General features: G+C 66.1%; 19 protein-coding genes. 13 read left to right on the top strand and 6 right to left on the bottom strand.

The window, feature by feature from the left end:
* Positions 1 to 19: 19 nt before the first annotated feature.
* Positions 20 to 1,225, bottom strand: coding sequence for a phosphoglycerate kinase (locus LZ585_RS11475; RefSeq protein ID WP_234853697.1), 1,206 nt, complete (start codon positions 1,223 to 1,225; stop codon positions 20 to 22).
* A 162-nt stretch (positions 1,226 to 1,387) separates the two neighbouring features.
* On the opposite strand from LZ585_RS11475, the gene LZ585_RS11480 reads away from it, so the two are divergent.
* The 7 genes from LZ585_RS11480 (at position 1,388) to glmM (ending at position 9,184) form a co-directional block, all read left to right on the top strand.
* Positions 1,388 to 1,894: a peptidylprolyl isomerase gene (locus LZ585_RS11480; RefSeq protein WP_234853698.1), complete on the top strand. Its 507-nt coding sequence runs from the start codon at positions 1,388 to 1,390 to the stop codon at positions 1,892 to 1,894.
* A complete protein-coding gene (locus LZ585_RS11485) occupies positions 1,887 to 2,477 on the top strand; it encodes a peptidylprolyl isomerase (RefSeq protein WP_234853699.1) in 591 nt (196 codons plus the stop codon). The genes LZ585_RS11480 and LZ585_RS11485 overlap by 8 nt, the downstream gene beginning before the upstream one ends.
* A 77-nt stretch (positions 2,478 to 2,554) precedes the next feature.
* Positions 2,555 to 5,095 carry a putative PEP-binding protein gene (locus LZ585_RS11490; RefSeq protein ID WP_234855820.1) on the top strand — a complete coding sequence of 847 codons (2,541 nt, stop codon included), beginning with the start codon at positions 2,555 to 2,557 and terminating at the stop codon, positions 5,093 to 5,095.
* A 296-nt stretch (positions 5,096 to 5,391) separates the two neighbouring features.
* Positions 5,392 to 6,045: a cell wall hydrolase gene (locus LZ585_RS11495; RefSeq protein WP_234853700.1), complete on the top strand. Its 654-nt coding sequence runs from the start codon at positions 5,392 to 5,394 to the stop codon at positions 6,043 to 6,045.
* Between the two features lie 42 nt (positions 6,046 to 6,087).
* Positions 6,088 to 6,870, top strand: coding sequence for a dihydroneopterin aldolase (locus LZ585_RS11500; protein WP_234853701.1), 783 nt, complete (start codon positions 6,088 to 6,090; stop codon positions 6,868 to 6,870).
* Positions 6,867 to 7,841, top strand: coding sequence for a dihydropteroate synthase (folP, locus tag LZ585_RS11505; protein WP_234853702.1), 975 nt, complete (start codon positions 6,867 to 6,869; stop codon positions 7,839 to 7,841). The genes LZ585_RS11500 and folP overlap by 4 nt, the downstream gene beginning before the upstream one ends.
* Complete coding sequence (gene glmM / locus LZ585_RS11510; RefSeq protein WP_234853703.1) at positions 7,838 to 9,184, top strand: phosphoglucosamine mutase; 1,347 nt, start codon at positions 7,838 to 7,840, stop codon at positions 9,182 to 9,184. Before folP ends, glmM begins: the two co-directional genes overlap by 4 nt.
* 69 nt (positions 9,185 to 9,253) lie before the next feature.
* Here glmM and LZ585_RS11515 read toward each other — a convergent pair whose 3' ends face one another.
* Positions 9,254 to 10,381, bottom strand: coding sequence for an FAD-dependent oxidoreductase (locus tag LZ585_RS11515; protein WP_234853704.1), 1,128 nt, complete (start codon positions 10,379 to 10,381; stop codon positions 9,254 to 9,256).
* Between the two features lie 4 nt (positions 10,382 to 10,385).
* Positions 10,386 to 10,808: an RNA polymerase-binding protein DksA gene (gene dksA, locus LZ585_RS11520; RefSeq protein ID WP_234853705.1), complete on the bottom strand. Its 423-nt coding sequence runs from the start codon at positions 10,806 to 10,808 to the stop codon at positions 10,386 to 10,388.
* Between the two features lie 162 nt (positions 10,809 to 10,970).
* Here dksA and LZ585_RS11525 point away from each other — a divergent pair, with 162 nt between their 5' ends.
* Complete coding sequence (locus LZ585_RS11525; protein WP_234853706.1) at positions 10,971 to 11,810, top strand: AAA family ATPase; 840 nt, start codon at positions 10,971 to 10,973, stop codon at positions 11,808 to 11,810.
* A gap of 133 nt (positions 11,811 to 11,943) precedes the next feature.
* Positions 11,944 to 13,224: an O-acetylhomoserine aminocarboxypropyltransferase/cysteine synthase family protein gene (locus tag LZ585_RS11530; RefSeq protein WP_234853707.1), complete on the top strand. Its 1,281-nt coding sequence runs from the start codon at positions 11,944 to 11,946 to the stop codon at positions 13,222 to 13,224.
* A gap of 29 nt (positions 13,225 to 13,253) precedes the next feature.
* Here the strand turns inward: LZ585_RS11530 and LZ585_RS11535 are convergent, their stop codons facing one another.
* Positions 13,254 to 14,363 carry an SIMPL domain-containing protein gene (locus LZ585_RS11535; RefSeq protein ID WP_234853708.1) on the bottom strand — a complete coding sequence of 370 codons (1,110 nt, stop codon included), beginning with the start codon at positions 14,361 to 14,363 and terminating at the stop codon, positions 13,254 to 13,256.
* Positions 14,364 to 14,552: 189 nt separating this feature from the next.
* On the opposite strand from LZ585_RS11535, the gene LZ585_RS11540 reads away from it, so the two are divergent.
* Positions 14,553 to 17,423: a hypothetical protein gene (locus LZ585_RS11540; RefSeq protein WP_234853709.1), complete on the top strand. Its 2,871-nt coding sequence runs from the start codon at positions 14,553 to 14,555 to the stop codon at positions 17,421 to 17,423.
* Between the two features lie 3 nt (positions 17,424 to 17,426).
* On the opposite strand, the gene LZ585_RS11545 is transcribed toward LZ585_RS11540, so the two are convergent.
* On the bottom strand, positions 17,427 to 18,434 hold the full coding sequence (locus LZ585_RS11545) for a TraB/GumN family protein (protein WP_234853710.1): 1,008 nt from the start codon (positions 18,432 to 18,434) through the stop codon (positions 17,427 to 17,429).
* Positions 18,435 to 18,630: 196 nt separating this feature from the next.
* Here LZ585_RS11545 and LZ585_RS11550 point away from each other — a divergent pair, with 196 nt between their 5' ends.
* On the top strand, positions 18,631 to 18,918 hold the full coding sequence (locus tag LZ585_RS11550) for a co-chaperone GroES (RefSeq protein WP_234853711.1): 288 nt from the start codon (positions 18,631 to 18,633) through the stop codon (positions 18,916 to 18,918).
* Between the two features lie 35 nt (positions 18,919 to 18,953).
* On the top strand, positions 18,954 to 20,591 hold the full coding sequence (gene groL / locus LZ585_RS11555) for a chaperonin GroEL (protein ID WP_234853712.1): 1,638 nt from the start codon (positions 18,954 to 18,956) through the stop codon (positions 20,589 to 20,591).
* A gap of 348 nt (positions 20,592 to 20,939) precedes the next feature.
* Here groL and LZ585_RS11560 read toward each other — a convergent pair.
* Positions 20,940 to 21,897, bottom strand: a protein-coding gene (locus LZ585_RS11560) for an IS630 family transposase (protein WP_139086627.1) whose coding sequence is annotated in 2 segments (ribosomal slippage) — positions 20,940 to 21,554 and positions 21,556 to 21,897 — 957 coding nt in all. Because the reading frame shifts where the segments join, the coding sequence is not laid out codon by codon here.
* Between the two features lie 379 nt (positions 21,898 to 22,276).
* On the opposite strand from LZ585_RS11560, the gene LZ585_RS11565 reads away from it, so the two are divergent.
* Positions 22,277 to 23,230, top strand: a complete 954-nt coding sequence (locus tag LZ585_RS11565) for a hypothetical protein (RefSeq protein WP_234853713.1) — start codon at positions 22,277 to 22,279, stop codon at positions 23,228 to 23,230.
* Positions 23,231 to 23,259 lie beyond the last annotated feature (29 nt).

A 23,259-nucleotide genomic window follows, 5' to 3' on the forward strand; every position in this document is an offset into this window, starting at 1 on the left:
CGAGCGCCCCCTTTCTTCGTCAACCGTGCCGCGCCGCCTTCAGCGCCGCGACGCCAGGCAGTTCCTTGCCCTCCATCCATTCCAGGAAGGCACCCCCTGCGGTCGAGATAAATGTAAAGTCCCCGGCCACGCCCGCCTTGTTCAGCGCAGCCACCGTATCGCCGCCCCCTGCGACCGAAATCAGCCTTCCGTCCCGCGTCAGCCCGGCCGCCGCTTGCGCCGCCGCATTGGTGGCGCGGTCGAACGGCTCGATCTCGAAGGCGCCAAGGGGGCCGTTCCAGATCAGCGTCTTGCACCGCGCCATCGCCTCGCGCAGCGCATCGACGGTCGCGGGACCGGCATCCAGGATCATCGCATCCGCCGGGCAGTCCTCGACCGGCAGCACCTGGGATTCGGCGCCCGCCTTGAACTCGCGCGCCACGACGATGTCCAGCGGCAGGTGGATCACGCAGCCCCCCTGGTCGGCCTTTTCCAGGATCTGGCGCGCGGTGTCGGCCATGTCGCGTTCGGCCAGGGACGTGCCCACCTCGACCCCCTTGGCCACCAGGAAGGTGTTCGCCATGCCGCCCCCGATCACCAGGTGGTCGACCTTGTCCACCAGGTTCATCAGCAGATCCAGCTTGGTCGAAACCTTGGCTCCGCCAACAACCGCCATCACCGGCCGCTGCGGCGTTCCAAGGGCCGCGTCAAGCGCCTTCAGCTCCGCCTCCATCAGGCGCCCCGCACCCGACGGCAACAGCCGTGCCAGCCCCTCGGTCGATCCATGTGCCCGGTGCGCGGCGGAAAAGGCGTCGTTCACGTAAGCCCCGCCTAAGGCCGCCAGCGATGCGGCAAAGGTGGGGTCGTTCGCCTCCTCGCCTTCATGAAAGCGCGTGTTTTCCAACAACGCCACGTCGCCCGGCTTCAGCCCGGCGACCACCCGCTTGGCAGGCCCCCCGATGCAATCGTCGGCAAAGACCACCGTTTGCCCAAGCGCCGCTTCCAGCGCGGGCAGGATCTGCTTCAGGCTCATGGCATCGACGCGCTTGCCCTTGGGGCGGTCGAAATGCGCCAGCAGGACCGGAATGCCGCCCCGTGCCTGGATGTCCTTGACGGTCGGCACGATCTTTTCGATCCGTGTCGCATCCGTCACCCGGCCGTCTTCCACGGGCACGTTCACGTCCACGCGGGTCAGGACGACCTTGCCGTCCATCTCCAGATCGTCAATCGTCTTGAAATCGGCCATCTGTGGTCCTTTCGGGCTTTTGGGGCGTCGAAGGCTTGTCCCGCATGGGGCCGTTCGCGTCAACTCTCGCGTAAGGGTGATCCCGCCGTGATCGGGTTTGCGCGTTGCCCTTGGGGCGCCGAAGCCCTAGACCAAGACGCAAACCTTGCAAAGGAGAGCCGCATGGCCGAGATCGCCGATCCCGAAAACACCATCATCATCGAATTGAAGGATGGTCCCGTCGTCATCGAACTGCTGGCCGATGTCGCGCCCAAGCACGCCGCGCGCATGAAGGAACTGGCCCGCGCCGGAAAATACGACAACGTGGCCTTTCACCGCGTGATCGACGGCTTCATGGCACAGACCGGCGATGTGCAGCATGCCAACATGGAAAACAACTATGCCCCGGGCCGCGCGGGCACCGGCGGTTCGGACCTGCCCGACCTTCCGGCCGAATTTTCCAAGCTGCCCCATGATCGCGGCACCTTGGGCGCGGCGCGGTCGCAGAACCCGAACAGCGCCAACAGCCAGTTCTTCATCAACTTCAAGGACAACCACTTCCTGAACGGCCAGTACACCGTTTATGGCCGGGTGATTTCCGGGATGGAGCACGTGGACAAGATCGCCAAGGGCGAACCGCCTGCAAACCCCGACCGGATGATTTCGGTCAAGGTGGCTGCCGATGCGTAAGATCCTGATCCCCGCATTCGTCCTGGCCGCGTCGGCGGCCTCTGCCCAGGCCCCTGCCCATGAAGACGGCCCCGGCCCGAACATGGTGATCGAGGTGGCCGGTGCCGACGGCACCGCCAAGGGCACCATCACCCTGGACCTGCTGGCCGACAAGGCGCCGAACCATGTCGCGCGCCTTGTGGAACTGGCAAAGGCCGGCGCCTATGACGGTGTGGTCTTCCACCGGGTCATCGACGGCTTCATGGCCCAGACCGGCGATGTCGAAAACGGCAAGCATGACGGTGCCAGCACCGCCATGGCCGGCATGGGCGGATCCGACCTGCCGGATCTGGAGGCCGAGTTCAACGATGTCTCGTTCGGGGCGGGCACCGTCGGCATGGCGCGATCGCAGGATCCGAACAGCGCCAACAGCCAGTTCTTCATCGACCTGGCGCCTGCGACCTTTCTTGACGGGCAATATACCGTGGTCGGCCAACTGGTCGACGGCTGGGACGTTCTGAACCAGATCAAGAAGGGCGATGCGAACGCCAACGGCGCGGTCGAGGCGCCGGACTATATGTCCAAGGTCACGATTGTCGAATAAGTCGGCATGAAGGGGGCCCCGCGCCCCCTTTTTCGCACTTGCAGCATCGGCTGCCACGCGCCTATCGTTTCCGCGACATGGAACCGCGAAACCTTCCTGATGTGACAGAGATCACGCCCTCGGCCGGGGTCGAACGCGCCTGCCACGGCTGGCGCGCGAAATGCCTACAACGGCTGGTCAGGATGCAGTTGCCGGTGCCGCGCAGCTTTGCGATCCCGGCAGAATCGGTGCAGTCGATCGCGACGGGCAAGCCGGTCGATCTGGGAACCTTGTCCGGGTTGTTCGCGCAAGGCGACGGGCTGGTCAGCGTCCGTCCATCCGCCTTGATGCCGGAATGGGGCGGGCCGGGCACCGTGCTGAATGTCGGCATCAACGACCAGACCCATGACCGGCTGGCCCGCCGCATCGGCCGCGCCAATGCCGACGCGCTGTATCGCAGCTTTGTCCAAGGCTATGCCATCCATATCGCGCGGCTGGACCCCGATATGTTCGCGCAGGAAGGCGACAACGCCCTGGCCGAGGCGCTGCACTGTTACCGCGACGAAACCGACGAGGATTTCCCCCAGGATCCCGCCACCCAACTGGCCGAGGTCCTGCGGTCCATGGCCCGTGCCTGGGAAGGCCCGACCGCGCGCCTGCTGCGCCAGGCCAAGGGCGCGCCCGCCAACGCGCCCCTGGGCCTGGTCGTCCAGCAGATGGCGCTTGGCATGGGGCCGGGGTTGTGCGGATCGGGCAGCATCCAGTTCGTCGATTCCGTCACCGGCGCGCCGCGCATCACCGGGCGGTTCCGCCCCCAGCATCACGGCGGCGCGTCGGGGTCGGGGGCCGAAAGCTTCTATCTGGCCCATGACGACCGCGGCCCGTCCTTGCAGGACACCGCCCCCGAGATGTTCGCCGACCTGACCCGCTTCGGCGTCGCCGCGCGCGAACGCCTGCGCGAGGAAATGCAGATCGAGTTCGTGGTGGTGGACGGCCAGATCTCGATCATCGACGCCACGCGGGTGCAGCGCACGTCGCGCGCCGGTGTCCGCATTGCCGTGGCCCTGGCCCGCGACGGCATCATCCCGGAATCCGAGGCGGTGATGCGCGTCGAACCGCGCGCCCTGGCGGATCTGCTGCACCAGCAAGTCGACCCCACAGCCCCGCGCGAGGTGATCGCGCGCGGCATCAACGCAAGCCCCGGCGCGGCGACCGGGCGGATCGTCTTTACCGCCGCCGCAGCTCAGGCCTTTGCCGCGCGGGACGAGGCCTGCATCCTGGTGCGGCGCGAAACCGTCCCCGAGGATGTGCGCGGGATGCACGCGTCGGTGGGCGTCCTGACCGAACGGGGCGGAACCACCAGCCACGCGGCGGTGATCGCGCGGGGCATGGGCCTGCCCTGCATCGTGGGGGCCAACGGCATCAGCATCGACACCCGCCAGCGGACGCTGCTGGCCGGGGGCGCCACTTTGCGCGAAGGGGACGAGATCACCATCGACGGATCCTCGGGCGAGGTTCTGGCAGGCCGCGTATCCCTGCTGGAACCGGCGCTTGACGAGAATTTCTCTCAGTTGCTGGACTGGGCCGATGCGGCGGGGGGCATCGCCGTGCGCGCCAATGCCGACACGCCCGAAGACGCGCGCACCGCGCGCCGCTTCAATGCCCAAGGTATCGGCCTGTGCCGGACCGAACATATGTTCTTCGACGCCGACCGCCTGCCCGCCATGCGCGAGATGATCTTTGCCGACAAGCCCGGCGACCGTCGCCTGGCCCTCGACCGCATCCTGCCCATGCAGCGCCAGGACTTTACCGCGCTGTTCGAGATCATGGCGGGCCTGCCCGTCACCATCCGCCTGTTCGACCCCCCCTTGCACGAATTCCTGCCCCATGACCGCGAGGGAATGCGGGAACTGGCCGATTCGCTGGACCTGCCCTTGTCCGACGTGACCCGCCGGGTCGAGGCCTTGTCGGAATTCAACCCGATGCTGGGGATGCGCGGGGTCCGGCTGGGGATCACGGTTCCAGAAATTTATGACATGCAGGCCCGTGCCATCTTCGAGGCAACGGTGGACGCCAGCCGCAAGGGCGCGCCGGTCGTGCCCGAGATCATGATCCCCCTGGTCAGCGCCATGCGCGAGGTCGAGCTGGTCAAGAACCGCATCGACGCCGTCGCCGCTGCCGTCAGGAACGACCGCCGCACCGATTTCGCCTATCGCCTGGGGGTCATGGTCGAAACGCCGCGTGCCTGCCTGCGCGCGGGCGACATCGCGGCCCATTCGGCCTTTCTGTCCTTTGGCACGAACGACCTGACGCAGATGACCTATGGCCTGTCGCGCGACGATGCGGGTCGGTTCATGGGCACCTATGTCGGCCAGGGCGTGTACGAGGAAGACCCGTTCCACTGCCTGGATCAGGAAGGCGTCGGGGAACTGCTGCTGATAGGGGCGCAGCGCGCGCGCCAGCAGCATCCGGGCATCACCATATCGGTCTGCGGCGAACATGGCGGCAATCCCGAATCTATCGGGTTCTGCCATGATGCGGGCTTCGATTACGTTTCCTGTTCGCCTTTCCGAGTGCCGGTGGCCCGCCTGGCGGCCGCACATTCGGCATTGCGCGCCCGGCTTCGGCACGAGGATTGATGCCGTTCCGGTAGAAAACGAATCACTGCGACCCGCAGACAAGCCCCTGAAATTTGGTCCGAAACGGACCTAGTCAGGGGCCGGCGTGCTGGTTTCCGCCGATTAACCTTTCCAACGTCGGCAGGATGCTGCCTGAAATGGCGGGTTTCCGGCCAATCGAGGCTTTCACATACAAGTGGCATAGTCCGGGCAATCGTTAAAACCGTAAGCATTCCGGTAACGCCGCAGGGCCATTCGGTTCGGTTTCGGCGGCACTGTTAACACCCCGTCCACCCGGCACGGTTATAGGATTGCATATGAAAACGCTGTTTCAGCGGATGGCGCCGTCTTGTCTGTGCGCCGCCGCCCTGACCCTTACGGCCACAGGCGCCATGGCGGGCAACGGATCGCTGTTCTCGTCCGATGCGGGGCTCTTTTCGGCCGCCGCCCACAAGGGTGATGCCCCCCGCCCGACGCCGCTTCTATATACGGATGCCGAGCCTGTGAAGGTGGAAAACCCCGTCGCGGAAGAAATTCCCTCGGCCCAGGTTTTCTTGGCCAGCAGCCGGGGCCGGTACAACGAAAGCGACCTCAACTGCATGGCCGAGGCCATCTATCACGAGGCCCGGGGCGAAAGCACGCGCGGCCAGGCCGCCGTGGCCGAGGTGATCCTGAACCGCGTCGAAAGCCGTCAGTTCCCCTCCTCGGTCTGTGCAGTGATCAACCAGCCCAGCCAGTTCAGCTATACCATCGGCGGGAAGAAACGGATCGGCAACAAGGCCGCCTATCTGCGCGCCCGCGACATTGCCCGCAACGCCCTCGCAGGTGCGCCGCGCGTCCTGACCGGGGGGGCCACCTATTTTCACACGCCTGCCGTGCGCCCGTCATGGTCGCACCGGTTCCAGCGGACGGTGCAAATCGGCCAGCACATCTTTTATCGTCCGGGCGGGCAACGGGTCGCCTCGAACTAAGCCGGGCTTGCCTGCCGCGCGGATTTCAGGTGAATGGCGGGCATGACCCAACCCGACCGCATCCATCTGCGCGACCATGTCGTCACCGCCGAAATAGGCGCCTTCCAGTCCGAGCGTGGCCGTGAACAGCGCCTGCGCTTCACCCTGACCGTCGATCTGCGCGATCCGGTCGGTGGGGCCGACGATCATGTCGATCATATCCTGTCCTATGACGTTCTGGTGCAGGCGGTTGACGCGGCCTTGGCCGATCAGCGCTATAACCTGGTAGAAACCCTGGCCGAGCGCATCGCCGCCGAGGTGCTGTCCGATCCCCGTGCCGCGCGGATCACCGTAACGGTCGAAAAGCTGGACCGCGGCCCCGGCGCCCTGGGCATCACCATCAGCCGCGATGCGGGACGGATGCCTGTGACGGCGCAGCATCTGCCTGTGCGGATCGTCGTGGGACAGCCCGCGACGCTGCCGCCCGGCGCGGTGGTGATCCTGCCCGACGCTCCGGTCCTGCCGCTGCCCGGGGGGGGCGATGCACGCCGCCTGGCGCTGCTGGGCTTTGACCAGGCCGCCTGGATTCTGGCACGAACCCTGGGGATCGACGTGGCCGAGACGCGCACCGAACTGGACGCCGCGATCCGTTCTGGACAGGCGGTGGTCTGGGCGCCCGTGCGGCTGGCGGTCGAAGCCCCCGCCGTCGCGGCCGAAGCCCCTTCCCTGGCCTTCTGGCTGGCCGCGCGCCTGCTGGCGACCCGCGTGGATTTCGCCACCGCCGCCCCCCTGCCTGCCGCGCCGGAGGGGCTGGCCGTGGGCCGTGTCGCGGGGGTGGGGGCATGACCCGATATTATCGTCCCCTGCCCGCTTTCCATGGCCGCCATATCCTTGCCAGCGGCTGGATCCGCTTTTCGCAGGTCGAGGTTCTGGAACGCGGCCATCCGCCCCGGATCAGCGATGACATCCCGGCGGATGTGCTGGACCGGCTGACCGCGCCGCGTGCCGACCTTGTGGGGCTGTCGCTGGACGCCCCCCGCATGATGGGCATCGTCAATGCGACGCCCGACAGCTTTTCCGATGGCGGCGCCTATGATCCCGCCCGGCACGGCGATCACCTGATCCGCGACGGCGCCGACATCCTGGACATCGGGGGGGAATCCACCCGCCCCGGCGCGGCTGAGGTGCCGGTCGCCGACGAGATTGCCCGAATCCGTCCCGCGATCCGGGCCTTGTCCCATGCGCCCATATCCGTCGATACGCGCAAGGCAGCGGTTGCGCGCGCGGCAATCGATGCCGGTGCGGCGATGGTGAACGACGTGTCGGGTCTTGATTTCGACCCCGCCCTTGCGCCGCTGATCGCTGCCGCAAAGGTGCCGGTCTGCCTGATGCACGCACAGGGCCTGCCCGCGACGATGCAGGACGATCCGCGTTATGGCGACGTGCTGCTGGATGTCTATGACGCGCTTGAGGCGCGCATCCGGCGGGCCGAGGGTGCAGGCATCCCGCGCGACCGCATCGTCGTGGATCCCGGCATCGGCTTTGGCAAGACGCAGGCGCATAATCTTGCCATCCTGCGGCGGATTTCGCTGTATCATGGGCTGGGCTGCGCGATCCTGCTGGGCGTGTCGCGCAAGCGCTTCATCGGCACGATCGGCGGGGCCGAGAATCCTGCGGACCGTGCGCCGGGAACGCTTGCGCTGACGCTGGCGGCGGTGGCCCAGGGCGTGCAGGTCCACCGCGTCCACGATATGCGCGATCTGGTACAAGGACTGCGGCTGTGGCAGGCCGCCACAATGAAAAGGCAGAGTAGATGAGCAGAGGCTTGTTCGGGACAGACGGCGTGCGCGGGCGCGCCAACTCCTACCCCATGACGGCCGAGATGGCCTTGCGCCTGGGTGCTGCGGCGGGCCGGTATTTCCGGCGCGAAGGCCAGAACAGCGCGCATCGCGTGGTGATCGGCAAGGATACCCGGCTGTCGGGCTATATGCTGGAAAACGCGCTGACGGCGGGGCTGACAAGCACCGGCATGAACGTGCTGCTGCTGGGGCCGGTCCCCACCCCCGCCGTGGGGTTCCTGACCCGCTCGATGCGGGCGGATGTGGGCATCATGATCTCGGCCAGCCACAATCCGGCCGAGGATAACGGCATCAAGTTCTTCGGCCCCGACGGCTTCAAGCTGTCCGACGACGCCGAGGCCGAGATCGAGCGCATCGTCGCAGGCGACATTACCCCCGCCCAGCCCGGCAATATCGGCCGGGCCAAGCGGATCGAAGATGGGCGCGGCCGTTACGTCGAATATGCCAAGACGACCTTTCCTGCCGGCAAGCGGCTGGACGGGCTGCGCGTGGTAATCGACTGCGCGAACGGCGCGGCCTATCGCGCCGCCCCCGATGTGCTGTGGGAACTGGGCGCCGAGGTGATCCCGATCGGGGTCGAGCCGAACGGCCGCAACATCAATGCAGGCGTGGGTTCTACCCATCCCGAAGCCTGCGCGGCGGCGGTGCTGGCGCATGGCGCGCACCTGGGCATCAGCCTGGACGGCGATGCCGACCGGGTGATCATCATCGACGAAAAGGGCCGCGTGGCCGACGGCGACCAGATCATGGCGTTGATGGCAGCCCGCTGGGCCGACCAGGGGCGTCTGCGCGGCAATGCCCTGGTGGCCACGGTGATGTCCAACCTGGGGCTGGAACATTTCCTGGACGGTCAAGGGCTGCGACTGGAACGCACCAAGGTCGGCGACCGCTATGTGGTCGAGCGGATGCGCGAGGGCGGTTTCAACCTGGGCGGCGAACAGTCGGGCCATATCGTGATGACCGACTATGCCACCACCGGCGACGGGCTGATCGCGGCCATGCAGTTCCTGGCAGCAATGGCCGAAACCGGGGACAGCGCCAGCCGGCTTTCCGCACAATTCGACCCTGTGCCGCAACTGCTGAAGAACGTCCGCTACGCCGCTGGAGCCGACCCGCTGTCCGCGGCCAAGGTCCGCGCGGTCATCGCCGATGCCGAGGCGCGGCTGGCGGGCACCGGGCGCGTGCTGATCCGCAAGTCGGGGACCGAGCCGCTGATCCGGGTCATGGCCGAGGCCGAGAACGAAGCGGTGCTGCGCGAGGTCGTGGACGGGATCGTCGCGGCGGTGGAAAAGGCCGCCTGAAGGCGGCAAGGCCGGGGGTTTCACACCCCCGGACCCCTGTGGGATATTTTTCCAAGGCAAAAAGACCGGTTAGGGTGTTTCCGCAACAGGATCGAAGTCATAGATCCAGTCGAATCGCGACAGGATCGCGTTCGGGGCGATCTTGCCGCCGATGCGCAGTGCAACATGGGCAGCCAGGCGCTTGGGTCCGGTCAGGTGATAGTTGCGCGCATTGTCATTCGCAGCGGCGACGATCCGGGCTGTGCGCGGCCTGCGCAGGTTTTCATATCGGGACAGCGCGGTTGCCTGATCGGGCGTGGCGTCCAGGCAGGCGGCAAGGGTCCAGGCATCCTCGACCGCCATGCAGGCACCCTGAGCCATGAAGGGCAGCGTGGGATGGGCCGCGTCGCCGAGGATCGCCATGCGGCCATCCTGCCAGCGGGTTGCCACCTCGTGCCGGAACAGCCCCCAGACATGAACGGCATCCACCCGCGCCAGCCAGCCAGGGACAGGGCCGCCGAAGCTGGCAAAGGCCGCACGCAGGTTGGCGGGGTCGTCGGGATGGGACCAGCCTTCGTCCTGCCAATCGCGGGTTTCCAGAACCGCCACGATGTTGCGCAGGCCGCCTGCCAGCGGATAGCTGACCAGGTGGCGCCCCGGTCCCATGAAGACCTGCGCCTCGGGGGTGGCATCCTCGTCTGCAATCACGGCGCGCCAGGCGGTCTGGCCGGTAAAGAACGGCACCTCGTGTCCATTGAGGGCGGCGCGGATGCGGCTGTGAAGGCCGTCCGCCCCGATCACGAGAGGCGCCTCGGGCGGGGTTTCGACGGGGTGGTCCAGTTCGATCTGCACACCGGCCATGCGGGCGGCCTGTTCCAGAACCTCGATTAGCCGGGCGCGGTGGACCAGGCGGAACCGGGCCTGCGGGCAGTGGCGGGCCAGATCCAGCCGCACCACCTCGCCGCCGCCGGCATCGCGCAGGCTCACCGCGCAACTGGGAAGCGACACGGCGTCAAGCGCGGGCAGCAGGCCAAGTGCATCCAGCACGCGCAACGCGTTGGGGGACAGTTGCAGGCCCGCGCCCACCTCGGCAATGGCAGGCGCGCGTTCGAGGACGGTAACATCGGCGCCCCGCTGCCGCAGCGCGATGGCTGTCGTCAACCCCGCGACCCCGCCGCCAACGACGGTGACGGGCCGGGAATGCAAGGCCCCAGTCATGGGATCAGTCGTCGCGGTGGACCCGTTCGCGCCGCTCGTGGCGCTCCTGCGCTTCCAGCGTCATGGTGGCGATGGGGCGGGCGTCCAACCGTTTCAGGCTGATCGGTTCGCCCGTCATCTCGCAATAGCCGTATTCGCCGGTCTCGATCCGGCGCAGGGCCGCGTCGATCTTGCTGACCAGCTTGCGCTGGCGGTCGCGGGTGCGCAGTTCGAGGGCACGGTCGGTTTCCTCGGACGCGCGGTCGGCCAGGTCGGGCACGGCGCGGGCGCTGTCCTGCAGACCCTCCAGCGTTTCGGCGGATTGATCCAACAGTTCCTGCTTCCAGGATTCCAGCTTGCGCCGGAAATATTCCAACTGCCGGTCGTTCATGAACGGCTCATCCTCGGCGGGACGATAGTCCTGGGGCAGGAAGGTCTGGGCTTTCATAAATCCTCTCCGGCGGCGCCGGGTTGGAACGGAAACCGACACCTTGCGCGCCCCCTTAAAGTATGACGTGCTGCTTGTCACTAGGCGAAACGTTCAAGGTTGAATGACAAGCAACACCATGCGTTGTTCACCCCCAAGTGTTTCACCTGAAAGGAGAGTTTGATGCAGTTTACCGGCACCGACCGATATGTGGCCCCGCCCGACCTGGCAATCGCGGTCAATGCCGCCGTGACGCTGGAACGCCCGCTGCTGGTCAAGGGGGAACCAGGGACGGGCAAGACCGAGCTGGCGCGGCAGGTGGCCCAAAGCCTGAACCTGCCCATCATCGAATGGCACGTCAAATCAACCACCAAGGCGCAACAGGGGTTGTATGAATACGACGCCGTTTCGCGCCTGCGTGACAGCCAGCTGGGCGATGCGCGGGTCCATGACGTCGCCAATTATATCCGCAAGGGCAAGCTGTGGCAGGCCTTCACGGCACCCGGAAAGGTGGTCCTGCTGATCGACGAGATCGACAAGGCCGACATCGAGTTTCCCAACGACCTGCTGCAGGAACTCGACCGGATGGAATTTCACGTTTACGAGACGGCCGAGACGATCCGGGCCGCGCACAGGCCGGTGGTCATCATCACCTCGAACAACGAAAAGGAACTGCCCGACGCCTTTCTGCGCCGGTGCTTTTTCCATTACATCCGCTTTCCCGATGCCGATACGCTGCGCGCCATCGTCGATGTGCATTATCCCGGCCTGAAACGCGGCCTTCTGGATCAGGCGCTGCACCAGTTCTTCGAATTACGCGAAACGCCGGGGCTGAAGAAGAAACCCTCGACCAGCGAGCTGCTGGACTGGCTGAAGCTGATCCTGGCCGAGGACCTGGCGCCCGAGGATCTGCGGCGCGATCCCCATACGATGCTGCCCCGCCTGCACGGGGCGCTGCTGAAGAACGAACAGGACGTGGCCTTGTTCGAGAAACTGGCCTTCATGGCCCGCCGCCAGCGATAAGGCCCTGGCCCCGGTCGCGGGATCGTCGGCGTGATCATGGGGCGGCACGGCGGGGACAAGCCTGATATTTCCCAATTGAAACCGTGGCGCCGCCGTGACCTTCTGCCCGCAACGCAATGCAGAGGAGAGAACCATGACCCAGGGCTTTGACACCACCGCCATTCACGCAGGCGCGGAACCCGATCCCGCCACGGGCGCGCGGCAGGTGCCGATCTATCAAACCACGTCCTATGTCTTCAGGGACGCCGACCACGCCGCCCGCCTGTTCGGGTTGCAAGAGGTCGGATACATCTATTCCCGCCTGACCAATCCCACGGTCGGCGCATTGCAGAACCGGGTGGCCGCCCTGGAGGGCGGCGCGGGGGCGGTCTGCTGTTCGTCTGGCCATGCCGCGCAGATCATGGCGCTGTTCCCGCTGATGGCGCCGGGGCGCAACATCATCGCCTCGACCCGGCTTTACGGCGGCACGGTCACGCAGTTCAGCCACACGATCAAGCGGTTCGGCTGGTCCGCGAAGTTCGTCGATTTCGACGACCTCGACGCCCTGCGTGCCGCCATCGACGACGACACACGGGCGGTGTTCTGCGAATCGATCAGCAATCCCGGCGGATATGTCACCGACATTCCGGCAGTTGCCGAAATCGCGAAGGCGGCAAGCATCCCGTTGATCGTGGACAACACGCTGGCCACGCCATACCTGTGCAAGCCCATCGAGATGGGAGCGACCTTGGTCGTCCACAGCCTGACCAAATACCTGACCGGCAACGGCACTGTCACGGGCGGCGCGGTCGTGGACAGCGGCAGCTTTGACTGGTCGGCATCCGACAAGTTCCCCAGCCTGTCGGCGCCCGAACCCGCCTATCATGGGCTGAAATTCCACGAGACCTTTGGTCCGGCGGCCTTTACCTTTCACAGCATCGCCATCGGCCTGCGCGACCTGGGCATGACGATGAACCCGCAGGGTGCGCATTATACCTTGATGGGGATCGAGACTCTGGGCCTGCGCATGGCCCGCCATGTCGAAAACGCCCAGACCGTCGCGGAGTGGCTGGAAAACGACCCGCGCGTGACGGCCGTGACCTATGCCGGGCTGGAATCCTCGCCCTGGAATGCCACGGCGAAGCGGCTTTACCCGAAGGGGGCGGGCGCGCTGTTCACCTTTTCGCTCAAGGGCGGCTATGACGCGGCCGTCAAGGTCGTGGGCGCGCTGAAACTGTTCAGCCATGTGGCGAACCTGGGCGATGCCCGGTCGCTGGTGATCCACTCGGCATCGACCACGCACCGGCAACTGACTGCCGATCAGCAGCGCGCCGCCGGTGCGGCGCCCGACCTGCTGCGCCTGTCCATCGGGATCGAGGATCCGGCGGACCTGATCGCCGATCTGGATCAGGCCCTGGCCGCGGCGGTCGCATAAGAAAAGGGGGCGCAAGGCCCCCTTTCCTGTCAGTTTGCGGGCGCGGGGGTTTCCGGCGCCTGTCCCATCGGAACCACAGGCTCGCCTGGTTCGGGCGTGCCGGTATCGGTGCCCAGCGGCGGCGGCAGGTCGCCCGGGGGCGGGGCAAGGGGGTCGCTGCCCGGAACGGCGGCGGCGGGACCGCCCTCGGGTGCCGGAGCCTCGATCCCCGGCACGGGCGGATGGCCCGGGGGCAGACCGCCCTGATCATGGTCGTGGTCAGGGGCCTGATCGGAACCGGGGCCTTCGCCGTCCCTGCCCTCAGGACCATGGCCCCCGTCATGATGACCGCCATGGCCGTGGCCCTTGCCACCGGCGTGACCGTGCCTGCCCTTTCCGCCCATCGCGCCGCAATCCTGACCGGTCAGCGCAAACTGCATCTCGACATTGGCGGTCAGCGCCACTTCGCCCGCCGCGATCGGCACCTTGGCGGAATCCGCCGCCGCGCGCGCCTCCATCATCATCGGGCGCGGGCCTTCCATCATGGGCGTGTCGCGCAGCACCAGGACCGGGCCAAGCGTCAGGTCGGCGGCCTCGGCCAGGATCTCGGCCTTGTGGCGGGCATCGGCAACGGCGGCACGCCGCGCCTCGTCCTCCGTGGCGCTGCTGTCGTCGCGGATAAAGGTGATGCCGTTGATCTCGTTCGCGCCCGCAGCGACGATGGCGTCCAGAACCTCGCCCAGCCGGGCCACGTCCTTGACCCGCACCGTGACCATGTTGCTGGCCTGATAGCCCGTCACCGTGGGCGCGCGGCCTTCAGCGTAATCCATCACCGGGTTCAGGTTCAGCCCCGAGGTCTGGACATCCGCCTGGTCGATCCCCGCCCCGGTCAGCGCCTCGATCACCGCGGCCTGCTGGGTGGAGTTCTGGCGCATGGCATCGGCGGCACTGGCCGCCTGCGTGGTCACGCCCAACTGGATCGTCGCCAGATCGGGGGCCACGCGCGCCTCTCCCTGGCCGGTCACGGTCAGGCGGGACATCCCGGGATGGCACATGGACGAACCGTCCCTGCCGGGCGCGGCCGATGCGGGGACGCCAAGCGCCAGGGCTGTCGATGCCACCAGGGCGGCCCATGCCAGCCTGCGCGAAACCTGTGTCATGTGATTGTCCTTTTTGCCGAAAATGCCATTGCCCCATCAACACCGGGGCCGGGGGCGAAGTTCAATGCAATTCCGTTCACGCCTGCGCCAGATTCGCTTTCCCCATCGGGCAATTTCCGGTAGATCTGTTTCAACCCCACCAAATCGCGGACCCATAAAACACGCGATCGCAATCGAGCAGTCCATTACATGAACAGACATATTGCGCCGCCCGAATTCGCCATGAGCTTTACGCCCGAGGCGGTCCTGCTGGAACATCGCGACGGGCCTGGCTGGCGCACCTTGGGCCAGGCTTCCTTCGCTGGCCAGGAAATGACCGCAAGGCTGGCCCAGTTGCGCGACAAGGCGGGAACGGCGCCCAGCCAGCTGGATACGGTTCTGGTCATTCCCGACGACCAGATCCTGTACAGCACCCTGACGGTCCCGATGGGATCGGACACGCCCACGGCCATTGCCCGCGCGTTGGAGGCGATGACACCCTATGCTGCGGACGAACTGGCCTTTGACTGGTGCCCCGCCGCCAATGGCGACATCGAAACCCTGCGCATCGCCGCCGTCGCCCGCCGCACGCTGGAAGAGGCCGAGGATTTCGCCCGTGCCCAGGGGTTCCGGCCATCGGGCTTCGTGGCTCGGCCCGAAGACGACCGCTTCGACGGCCAGCCCGATTTCGGTCCCAGCCGCCTAGCCGCCGAACGCTTCACCCGCCCGCCCTTCAGCCAGCCGGATCTGGCTCAGGCGCGCGTGACCGACCCGGTGGTGGCGGTTCCCGCCCCCGCCGCCCCGGCGCAGACGCCCGTCGTCGTCAGCCGCATCGTGCCCCATGTGATGGTGCCGCCCGCCCGGGAAGGGGCCGAGCCTGCGAAAGCCGCCACGCCCATGCCCGCCCCCGGCGTGATCCGCCACAAGGAAATCAAGGCCCCGGTCGCGGTTCCCCGCGCCTTGCCGCCGCGCGCCCAGGCCGTTCACGACCGTGCCCGCGAAGCCCGCGCCCTTGGGGGCGAAGCGACGCAGGAAGCGGCTGCCATGCCATCGGTCATGGCACGCCTGCGCGGGCTGGATCCGGGACGGCTGCCCGTCCTGATGGGGATGCTGGTTCTGGGCCTTGTGATCGTGCTGGCCTTTTTCGGCGCGCCATCCGGCGATGCCCCGGTACCCGTGGCCGTGACCGAACCCGTGGCGGCTCGCGCGCCGGTCGAACAGGTGGCGCAGCCTGCGCCGGTCGAAACGCCAGGTGCCCAAGCGCAAGCGCCCGTCCAGACCGTGGACCTTTCGCCCTTTGTAGATCCGGCCGCGACAATCCCCGCCCCGGAACCCCGGCAAGCAGAGGCGACGGCGGCAGATCCGCTTGCCGCCCCCCTGTCCCCTGTGGCCCCTGTGGCCCCGGAAACCGCCCCCGTGGCGGCGGTCCCGGCCCCCGCACCTGCCCCTGCCGCTGTCCCGGCCGATCCCGGGACCGCGATTGCGGCCACGCGCCCCCAGCCCGCACCCGCACAGCAGCCTGCGGCTCCTGCCGCGCAAGGCGATGACGCCTTGAGCCAAGCGTTGACGCAAGCCATGGCCACGCCGCCCGCCGCCGCCCCGCAAACGCCGATCAGCGCCGCGACCATGGGGGACGCGCCGGTGCCTGCGCCCGCCCCGGCCCCGGCCACAGCGGCACCCCCTGCGGCCACACCGGCCCCGGCAGCCGTTCCGGCAACCCCGGCGGCCCGCGTGGAACCCCCGGCACAGCAGCTGGCCAGTTCGGCACGCCCGCCGCGCGTGGCCCCCGTTCGGGCCACGGTGCCCGCCCGGACCGATGCGCGCCCCGTGGTTCCTGCCAGCCCGCCGCCTTTCGCCGAACGCACGCGTCCCGAAGCCGCACGGCTGACCGGATCGCGCCCCCCCGAACGGCCCGCCGCTGCGACGCCCGCGGTAACGCCCGCCACAGCTCCGGCTGCAGCCCCCGCCGCCCCGGCTGCCGACTCTTCTGCGCGCCCGCCTGCGCGCCCCCAGCGGCAAAGCCTGATCGAGGAAGGCAGCCGCTCCGAGGACGGCCAGCCCACCCGCCTGACCCGGGCCGAGGAACGCGCGCTGACAGACGTGCTGCGCGACCTGCGCACGGCTCAGGCGGGGGCAAGCGGTCTCAGCGCTGCGGAACGCGGCGCGGTGATCCGGCTGGCCGACGCCCGCCCGTCCCGCAAGCCGGTCGCCGTCGGCGGTCCGTCGCAACGGGCGGTGCGCGATGCGGTGGCGGCAGCCGTCGCGGACACGCCCCGCGCGCACTCGGGGCTAGGGCAATCGGCCCGGCCTGCTGCACGACCCGGCGGGACGCGATCCGTGGCCCGCAGCGACCCCGGCCCCGGCAATGCAAGCCTGTCGGGCGGCGCCATAGACCGGGCCGTCGCCGCAGCCGTTTCAGAAAGCTCTCCCTTGCCAGGCGCCGTCGCTTTGACGGCGCTTCGTTCATCTGCGCTTCCGCCACGCCGCGCGGCGGGCGCGGGGGCCGCTGCGGTGGCTGCCGCCGTTGCCGCCGCACCCCTTTCCCCCACGACCGAGGATCTGCGCGCCGCAGCCCAGGCCCAGTCCCAGGATGCGGCCCTGGCCGAACAGCGCCGCCAGGACGCCGAATTGCAGGCCCAGGCCGAGGCCCGCGCCCGCGCCCATGCCGCAGCCGATGCCCAGGCCGAGGCGCAGGCCCGCGCCCAGGCCGAAGCCCGCGCCCGCGCGCAGGCCGAGGCCGAGGCCCGCGCCGCCGCCGCCCGCCAGCAACGCTATGCCCCGCCCGAGGCCGAGGATGAACCCGAGGTTGCGGCCAACATTCCCGACGGGCGCACGTCCACTACGGCGGGTGCGGCCGCCACGGTCAAGGACGGCATCCAGATCAGCCGGACCCAGATCATCGGCACCATCGGCGCGGGCAAGGCCAGCCGTGCGCTTGTGCGGCTGTCGAACGGACGCGTTCTGACGTTGCGGCTGGGCGACAAGATCAACGGCGGCACGATCACCGATATCGGCGACAGCCGCATCACCTTCGTCAAGGGCGGCCAGGCGCAAGCCCTGGCGGTCTTGGGCGGACGCTGAGGCCTAGCCGTCCAGGCGGGTGATCGTCCAGCCGTCCTGTTCCAGCAGATGCAGCACGCCCTGTTCCCCGGGCAGATGCAGCGCGCCGAAACCCGCGACGATGCCCCTGTCCCGGGCAGCGGCGTCCTGCGCGCCCTTGGTCAGCGGTCCGATCCAGGCCTGGTTGCGCCGGTCCATCAGTTGTTCCTTGGCCAGCCGCATCTGCTGATCGACCTGGTCGCGCGTCAGACCCGAATTGCGATACGCATCGAAGCGCCCGAATTCCCAGATCGCCCAGACATCGCCCGCGAAATAGGCCTCGGTCAGCGTTACCGCATAATCGTCGGCATGGGCTGCTGCGGGAAGGGCCGCGCGGATCATCTCGATTTCCTGCTGGGGCGTGAGGTGGCTGAACAGGGTAAAGACCGTATCCCATGGCTCCAAGGCGCGGATGGGGACATCCAGGGCCTCGGCCCGGGTCACAAGGCGGCGGTCCAGACCCTCGACCCCGCCCTTGGCAACCTGCTGCATCATGCAGGGGCTGACCCCCAGCATCATGGCCACATACCAGGGCCGCAGCTTCGACGTGACAACGGCAGGCGTCCCGCGTTCCGCCATGGCCGCCGACAGCAAGGCCCAATCCCGGTCGTCCAGCCGTTCGGGCAGGGTTGGTCCGGCCGGATCGACCATCAGGGTGGGATCGGATGCCAGGGCCTCGGTCAGCCTGCGCTCCTCGGCCGGACCCGCCTCGACAAACAGGGCGGCGGCATCGGCGATCAGCGGTTCCAGCCGGGCGACGATCGCATCGTGGCGGGGATCGCCGAAATGATAGGTGCCGACCAGGGTCATGACCTGCCGGTCCTTTGCGGCCTGCCACAAGATGCCCTGGTGATGGGGAACGCCGGCAACCGCCGCGTCGATTTCGGCCCGCTGATCGGCGGGCATGGTACCGAACAGGTTCGTGCCCAGGCATTCCGATGCCGGGGCCGCCGCCGCCCAAAGCGTGAAAATTCCTGCCAAAAACACCCGCATCCGTTGGTCCCTCGCCGCCAGCCGCCGCAAGGCTGTCACAGGCGCGGACCGTTGACCAGCCGCCCCGAATACACATTTGGGCGACAGCTCGCCGTTGACAGTTCCGATCTAGTGGCCTAGATCACCGCCATTGGCACTCGCTTGCCGTGAGTGCCAACAACGCAACACTGCAACCTGAAACACGGAGTGTTCACACATGGCATTCACACCGCTTCATGACCGCGTTCTGGTCCGCCGCGTCCAGTCGGACGAGAAGACCAAGGGCGGCCTGATCATCCCCGACAGCGCCAAGGAAAAGCCCGCCGAGGGCGAGATCATCTCGACCGGCGAAGGCGCGCGCAAGGATTCGGGCGAACTGATCGCTCCTTCGGTCAAGGCGGGCGACCGGGTGCTGTTCGGCAAATGGTCGGGCACCGAGGTCACGATCGACGGCGAGGAGCTGCTGATCATGAAGGAAAGCGACATCCTGGGCGTCATCGCCTGATCCGCATCCTTCAATCATAAATCTAGGAGAGTCACATGGCTGCGAAAGAAGTCAAGTTCAGCACGGATGCTCGGGATCGGATGCTGAAAGGCGTCAACATTCTGGCGGATGCCGTCAAGGTCACGCTTGGTCCCAAAGGCCGCAACGTCGTGATCGACAAGTCCTTCGGTGCGCCCCGCATCACCAAGGACGGCGTGACGGTTGCCAAGGAAATCGAACTGTCCGACAAGTTCGAGAACATGGGCGCCCAGATGGTCCGCGAAGTGGCCAGCCGCACCAATGACGAAGCGGGCGACGGTACCACCACCGCGACCGTGCTGGCCCAGGCCATCGTCAAGGAAGGCATGAAGGCGGTTGCCGCCGGCATGAACCCGATGGATCTGAAGCGCGGCATCGATCTGGCGACCCAGAAGGTCGTCGAGGCCATCAAGGCCGCTTCGCGTCCCGTTACCGACAGCGACGAAGTGGCACAGGTCGGCACCATTTCCGCCAATGGCGAGGCCAATATCGGCCGCTTCATCGCCGATGCGATGCAGAAAGTCGGCAACGAGGGTGTGATCACCGTCGAAGAAAACAAGGGGATGGAGACCGAGGTCGAAGTCGTCGAAGGGATGCAGTTCGACCGCGGCTATCTGTCGCCCTATTTCGTCACCAATCCCGACAAGATGATCGCGGATCTGGAAGACGTCTATATCCTGCTGCATGAAAAGAAGCTGTCCTCGCTGCAGCCGATGGTTCCGCTGCTGGAAGCCGTCATCCAGTCGGGCAAGCCGCTGATCATCGTGGCCGAAGACGTCGAAGGCGAGGCCTTGGCCACGCTGGTCGTCAACAAGCTGCGCGGCGGGTTGAAGATCGCTGCCGTCAAAGCCCCGGGCTTTGGCGATCGCCGCAAGGCCATGCTGCAGGACATCGCCATTCTGACCGGTGGTCAGGTCATCAGCGAAGACCTGGGCATGAAGCTGGAAAACGTCGGCATCGACATGCTGGGCCGCGCGAAAAAGGTCACGATCAACAAGGACAACACCACCATTGTCGATGGCAACGGTGAAAAATCCGAGATCGAGGCCCGCGTGTCGCAGATCCGCCAGCAGATCGAGGAAACCACCTCGGACTATGACAAGGAGAAACTGCAGGAACGCGTGGCCAAGCTGGCCGGCGGTGTTGCCGTGATCCGCGTCGGCGGCATGAGCGAGATCGAGGTGAAAGAGCGCAAGGATCGCGTGGACGACGCGCTGAACGCCACCCGCGCGGCCGTGCAGGAAGGCGTGGTCGTCGGCGGCGGCGTGGCCCTGGTGCAGGGCGCCAAGGCGCTGGACGGCCTGAAGGGCGAAAACTCGGACCAGGAAGCAGGCGTCGCCATCGTGCGCCGCGCGCTCGAGGCTCCGATGCGCCAGATCGCCGAGAACGCCGGCGTTGACGGTGCCGTGGTTGCCGGCAAGGTCCGCGACTCCAACGACAAGTCCTTCGGCTTCAACGCGCAGACCGAAGAATATGGCGACATGTTCAAGTTCGGCGTGATCGACCCGGCCAAGGTGGTTCGCACCGCCCTGGAAGACGCGGCCTCGGTCGCGGGCCTGCTGATCACCACCGAGGCGATGATCGCCGAAAAGCCCGAGCCGAAATCGGCTGGCGGCGGTATGCCCGACATGGGCGGCATGGGCGGGATGATGTAATCATCCCTTGCCTTTGCGGCAGACACGGAAAGGGCGCCTTCGGGCGCCCTTTTTCCAACTCCGCCTCTTGCCGTAGTCGGCCGAGGTCGTGTTTCAGGAAGAACAGATCAGCGACCGGATTTCATCAAGCCGCCCGGCCATGCAGGAATATCCAGCGCCAAGTGCAGCATCGTGCGGATCGGATCGACGACGATCAGTTCTTTCAGCGCAGGCTGGATGTGCCTTCAGCGACAGTCGGCCCATGCCCCATGTGCGGTTGATGGCTGCGTTCGGTGGCAACGCGGAAAGCATAGCTGTTGGATATGCTACAAGCTGAAACCTTAAGCTGCGATCTAGAGCGCGTTGCGTCTAATCGGTTTCATATCCGGCGGCTTTGAAGAAATTGTAGCATTCCTCATCGGTGAAAAGATCGCAGACCTGCCCGACGGCGTGCCAGAGAGCCTCGTAGGTTCGCGCGGCGGCTCTCCGGATCAGGGCCTTGAGCTTTGCGAAGGCCATCTCGATCGGGTTCAGATCCGGACTGTAGGGAGGCAAGAACAAGAACCACGCGCCAACGGCGCTCATAGTCGCCGCTGCCTTGGGACTCTTGTGCGATGACAGGTTATCCAGAATGATCACATCGCCGGGTCGCAGTGTCGGGGCCAGTTGGGTTTCGACATAGAGCTCGAACAGTTCGCGGTTCATGGCACCGTCGATCACCCAGGGCGCATCCAGCCGGTCATGGCGCAGGGCGGCGATGAAGGTCTGGGTGTTCCAGTGGCCGAAGGGCGCATGGTCGACAAGGCGCGCGCCTTTTGGAGACCATCCGGTGGTCTTGGCCATGTTCGTCTTCAGCGACGTCTCGTCGATGAAACCAAGGCGCGTCAACGCGCTGCGCATGAACGGTTGGCGTCGTGTGATCCAGATATGGCGTGCCTGCCGGATCTCAGGCCGCTTCTGCTCGAGGGCTTGCAGGTCTTTTTTTGTGTGTCAGCCCGAGACCGCGCAAAAACCGCCAAACCGAGACACGGTGAATGGCGATGCCGTGATGATCCGCAAGTTCGCCGACCAGGTCGTTCAGCGTCAGATCGGGCTTCGCCTTCATGCGCGCGGTGATCCAGTCCCCCACACCAACCAATTTGCCATGACCACCACCATGGCCTTGGGCACGCGGAGCTAACCCGCCCGTCTCGCGCTTCAGGATCACCATGTCGTTGACGAACTTCACCGAAACCCGGAACCGCGCAGCGGCTGAACGGTGCGAGTTCCCTTCCTCCACAAACGCCACAACGCGCTCTCGGAGCGCCATAGGATGCGGTCTGCCCATATCATCCCTCCACCTGTCATGCAGGCAGGGAATCACAGATCAAGCCACAGGGGTATCCTGAATCGGGAAAGCCGCAATACGCTCTAAACCGTAGTCCTGCCCAGACTAAAGGGACTATTTTCAATTATAAGAATATTCAAGATTTTCGCGTAATCTGCCGGTTGAAAATCGGCAAGAAGGAAATTCCTTCAATTTTCATTAATATATTGTATTCTCTGTTATTTTTGACATCGGTATTGAAAATCTTACATTCCTACTTGACGGTCTTGCTTCCAATCGGGCCTAATCGTGCCACCTAATGACCAAGCGATATGCGGCGCAGTCAAGCCGAAACATCCTTTGGTGCCAGCTGAAGTGATGGTTTCGGAGTTATTGAGGCATGACGTCGCAGAGTTTCAGTGTTGAGACAGCCTTGGATAATGAAAAAGGCGACCCTCAATACGCGGGAACCCTGCTCTACCTGGCCTATGGCAAAGGTCAGCATATCAAGGAAGCCGTCTTTTCGCTGCTCACGGCCGCTCATTTTGAGCCGTTCGGCACCGGCCGCGTCCGCTATGTGGTCTATACCGATCATCCCGAGAATTTCGCAGCGCTGGAGGGGGTAACCGTGCTGCGGATCGACAAGGCCAAGCTGGATGCCTGGCTTGAGGGAAGTGATTACACCCACCGGCGCAAGCTGATGGTCATCATCGAGGCGCTTGAGAAATACCGGGGCAAGCTGGCATTCGTCGATACGGATACCTGTTTTCAGCGTTCGCCCATGCTGCTGTTCAATCGCATCGGCCCCGGACGCAGCTGCCTGCATGTTGCCGAGAAAAACCTCCGCCTGGCCTCGGACCGGATCACCCGGAAAATCCGGGACGGAATCCGTAACCACCCATTCACGTGGAGCGACGGCACGAAGGCGGTTCTGCGCAATCATAGCAAGATGTGGAATTCGGGCATCACCGGCTTCCACTACAGCGACATCGGCGTCCTTCATGAAAGCCTTCGCCTTTGCGACCATCTCTGGCAGCAAACCCGGGTCCATACCTGCGAACAGCTTGCGGTGGGCATGGCTGCCGAACGGACAACCAGAATCTTTTCCGCGTGGGACGTCGTCTTTCATTACTGGCACAAAACTCTCAAGCTTTCGTTCCAAGACCGCTTGGAAAGCCTGCTTCCGCCCATACTGGCATTGCAGCCGCATCTGCGTCCAAAGGCGGCATATGATGCGCGGCTGAAGGTGACGCCTGTGCAATGGCTGCGGCAAAAGGCCAAATACCTTGTGGTGCACGTCGGACAACCCGCCTATGCAAGCCTTAAATCACTCAAGCGGGATCGCGGTCGATAGGGCGCCGAAATCCGAGTGGTTATCGCATG

The sequence above is a fragment of the Paracoccus everestensis genome, assembly GCF_021491915.1.
Classification (GTDB): Bacteria; Pseudomonadota; Alphaproteobacteria; order Rhodobacterales; family Rhodobacteraceae; genus Paracoccus; species Paracoccus everestensis.

Bases quoted from the DNA above. Each gene is read 5' to 3' on its own strand.
- LZ585_RS11485 (WP_234853699.1), top strand. From the start codon at position 1,887: ATGCGTAAGATCCTGATCCCCGCATTCGTCCTGGCCGCGTCGGCGGCC.
- glmM (WP_234853703.1), top strand. From the start codon at position 7,838: ATGAGCAGAGGCTTGTTCGGGACAGACGGCGTGCGCGGGCGCGCCAAC.
- LZ585_RS11525 (WP_234853706.1), top strand. From the start codon at position 10,971: ATGCAGTTTACCGGCACCGACCGATATGTGGCCCCGCCCGACCTGGCA.
- LZ585_RS11535 (WP_234853708.1), bottom strand. From the start codon at position 14,363: ATGACACAGGTTTCGCGCAGGCTGGCATGGGCCGCCCTGGTGGCATCG.
- LZ585_RS11490 (WP_234855820.1), top strand. From the start codon at position 2,555: ATGGAACCGCGAAACCTTCCTGATGTGACAGAGATCACGCCCTCGGCC.
- LZ585_RS11515 (WP_234853704.1), bottom strand. From the start codon at position 10,381: ATGACTGGGGCCTTGCATTCCCGGCCCGTCACCGTCGTTGGCGGCGGG.
- dksA (WP_234853705.1), bottom strand. From the start codon at position 10,808: ATGAAAGCCCAGACCTTCCTGCCCCAGGACTATCGTCCCGCCGAGGAT.
- LZ585_RS11530 (WP_234853707.1), top strand. From the start codon at position 11,944: ATGACCCAGGGCTTTGACACCACCGCCATTCACGCAGGCGCGGAACCC.
- LZ585_RS11545 (WP_234853710.1), bottom strand. From the start codon at position 18,434: ATGCGGGTGTTTTTGGCAGGAATTTTCACGCTTTGGGCGGCGGCGGCC.
- folP (WP_234853702.1), top strand. From the start codon at position 6,867: ATGACCCGATATTATCGTCCCCTGCCCGCTTTCCATGGCCGCCATATC.
- LZ585_RS11500 (WP_234853701.1), top strand. From the start codon at position 6,088: ATGACCCAACCCGACCGCATCCATCTGCGCGACCATGTCGTCACCGCC.
- LZ585_RS11495 (WP_234853700.1), top strand. From the start codon at position 5,392: ATGAAAACGCTGTTTCAGCGGATGGCGCCGTCTTGTCTGTGCGCCGCC.
- groL (WP_234853712.1), top strand. From the start codon at position 18,954: ATGGCTGCGAAAGAAGTCAAGTTCAGCACGGATGCTCGGGATCGGATG.
- LZ585_RS11540 (WP_234853709.1), top strand. From the start codon at position 14,553: ATGAACAGACATATTGCGCCGCCCGAATTCGCCATGAGCTTTACGCCC.
- LZ585_RS11565 (WP_234853713.1), top strand. From the start codon at position 22,277: ATGACGTCGCAGAGTTTCAGTGTTGAGACAGCCTTGGATAATGAAAAA.
- LZ585_RS11550 (WP_234853711.1), top strand. From the start codon at position 18,631: ATGGCATTCACACCGCTTCATGACCGCGTTCTGGTCCGCCGCGTCCAG.
- LZ585_RS11480 (WP_234853698.1), top strand. From the start codon at position 1,388: ATGGCCGAGATCGCCGATCCCGAAAACACCATCATCATCGAATTGAAG.
- LZ585_RS11475 (WP_234853697.1), bottom strand. From the start codon at position 1,225: ATGGCCGATTTCAAGACGATTGACGATCTGGAGATGGACGGCAAGGTC.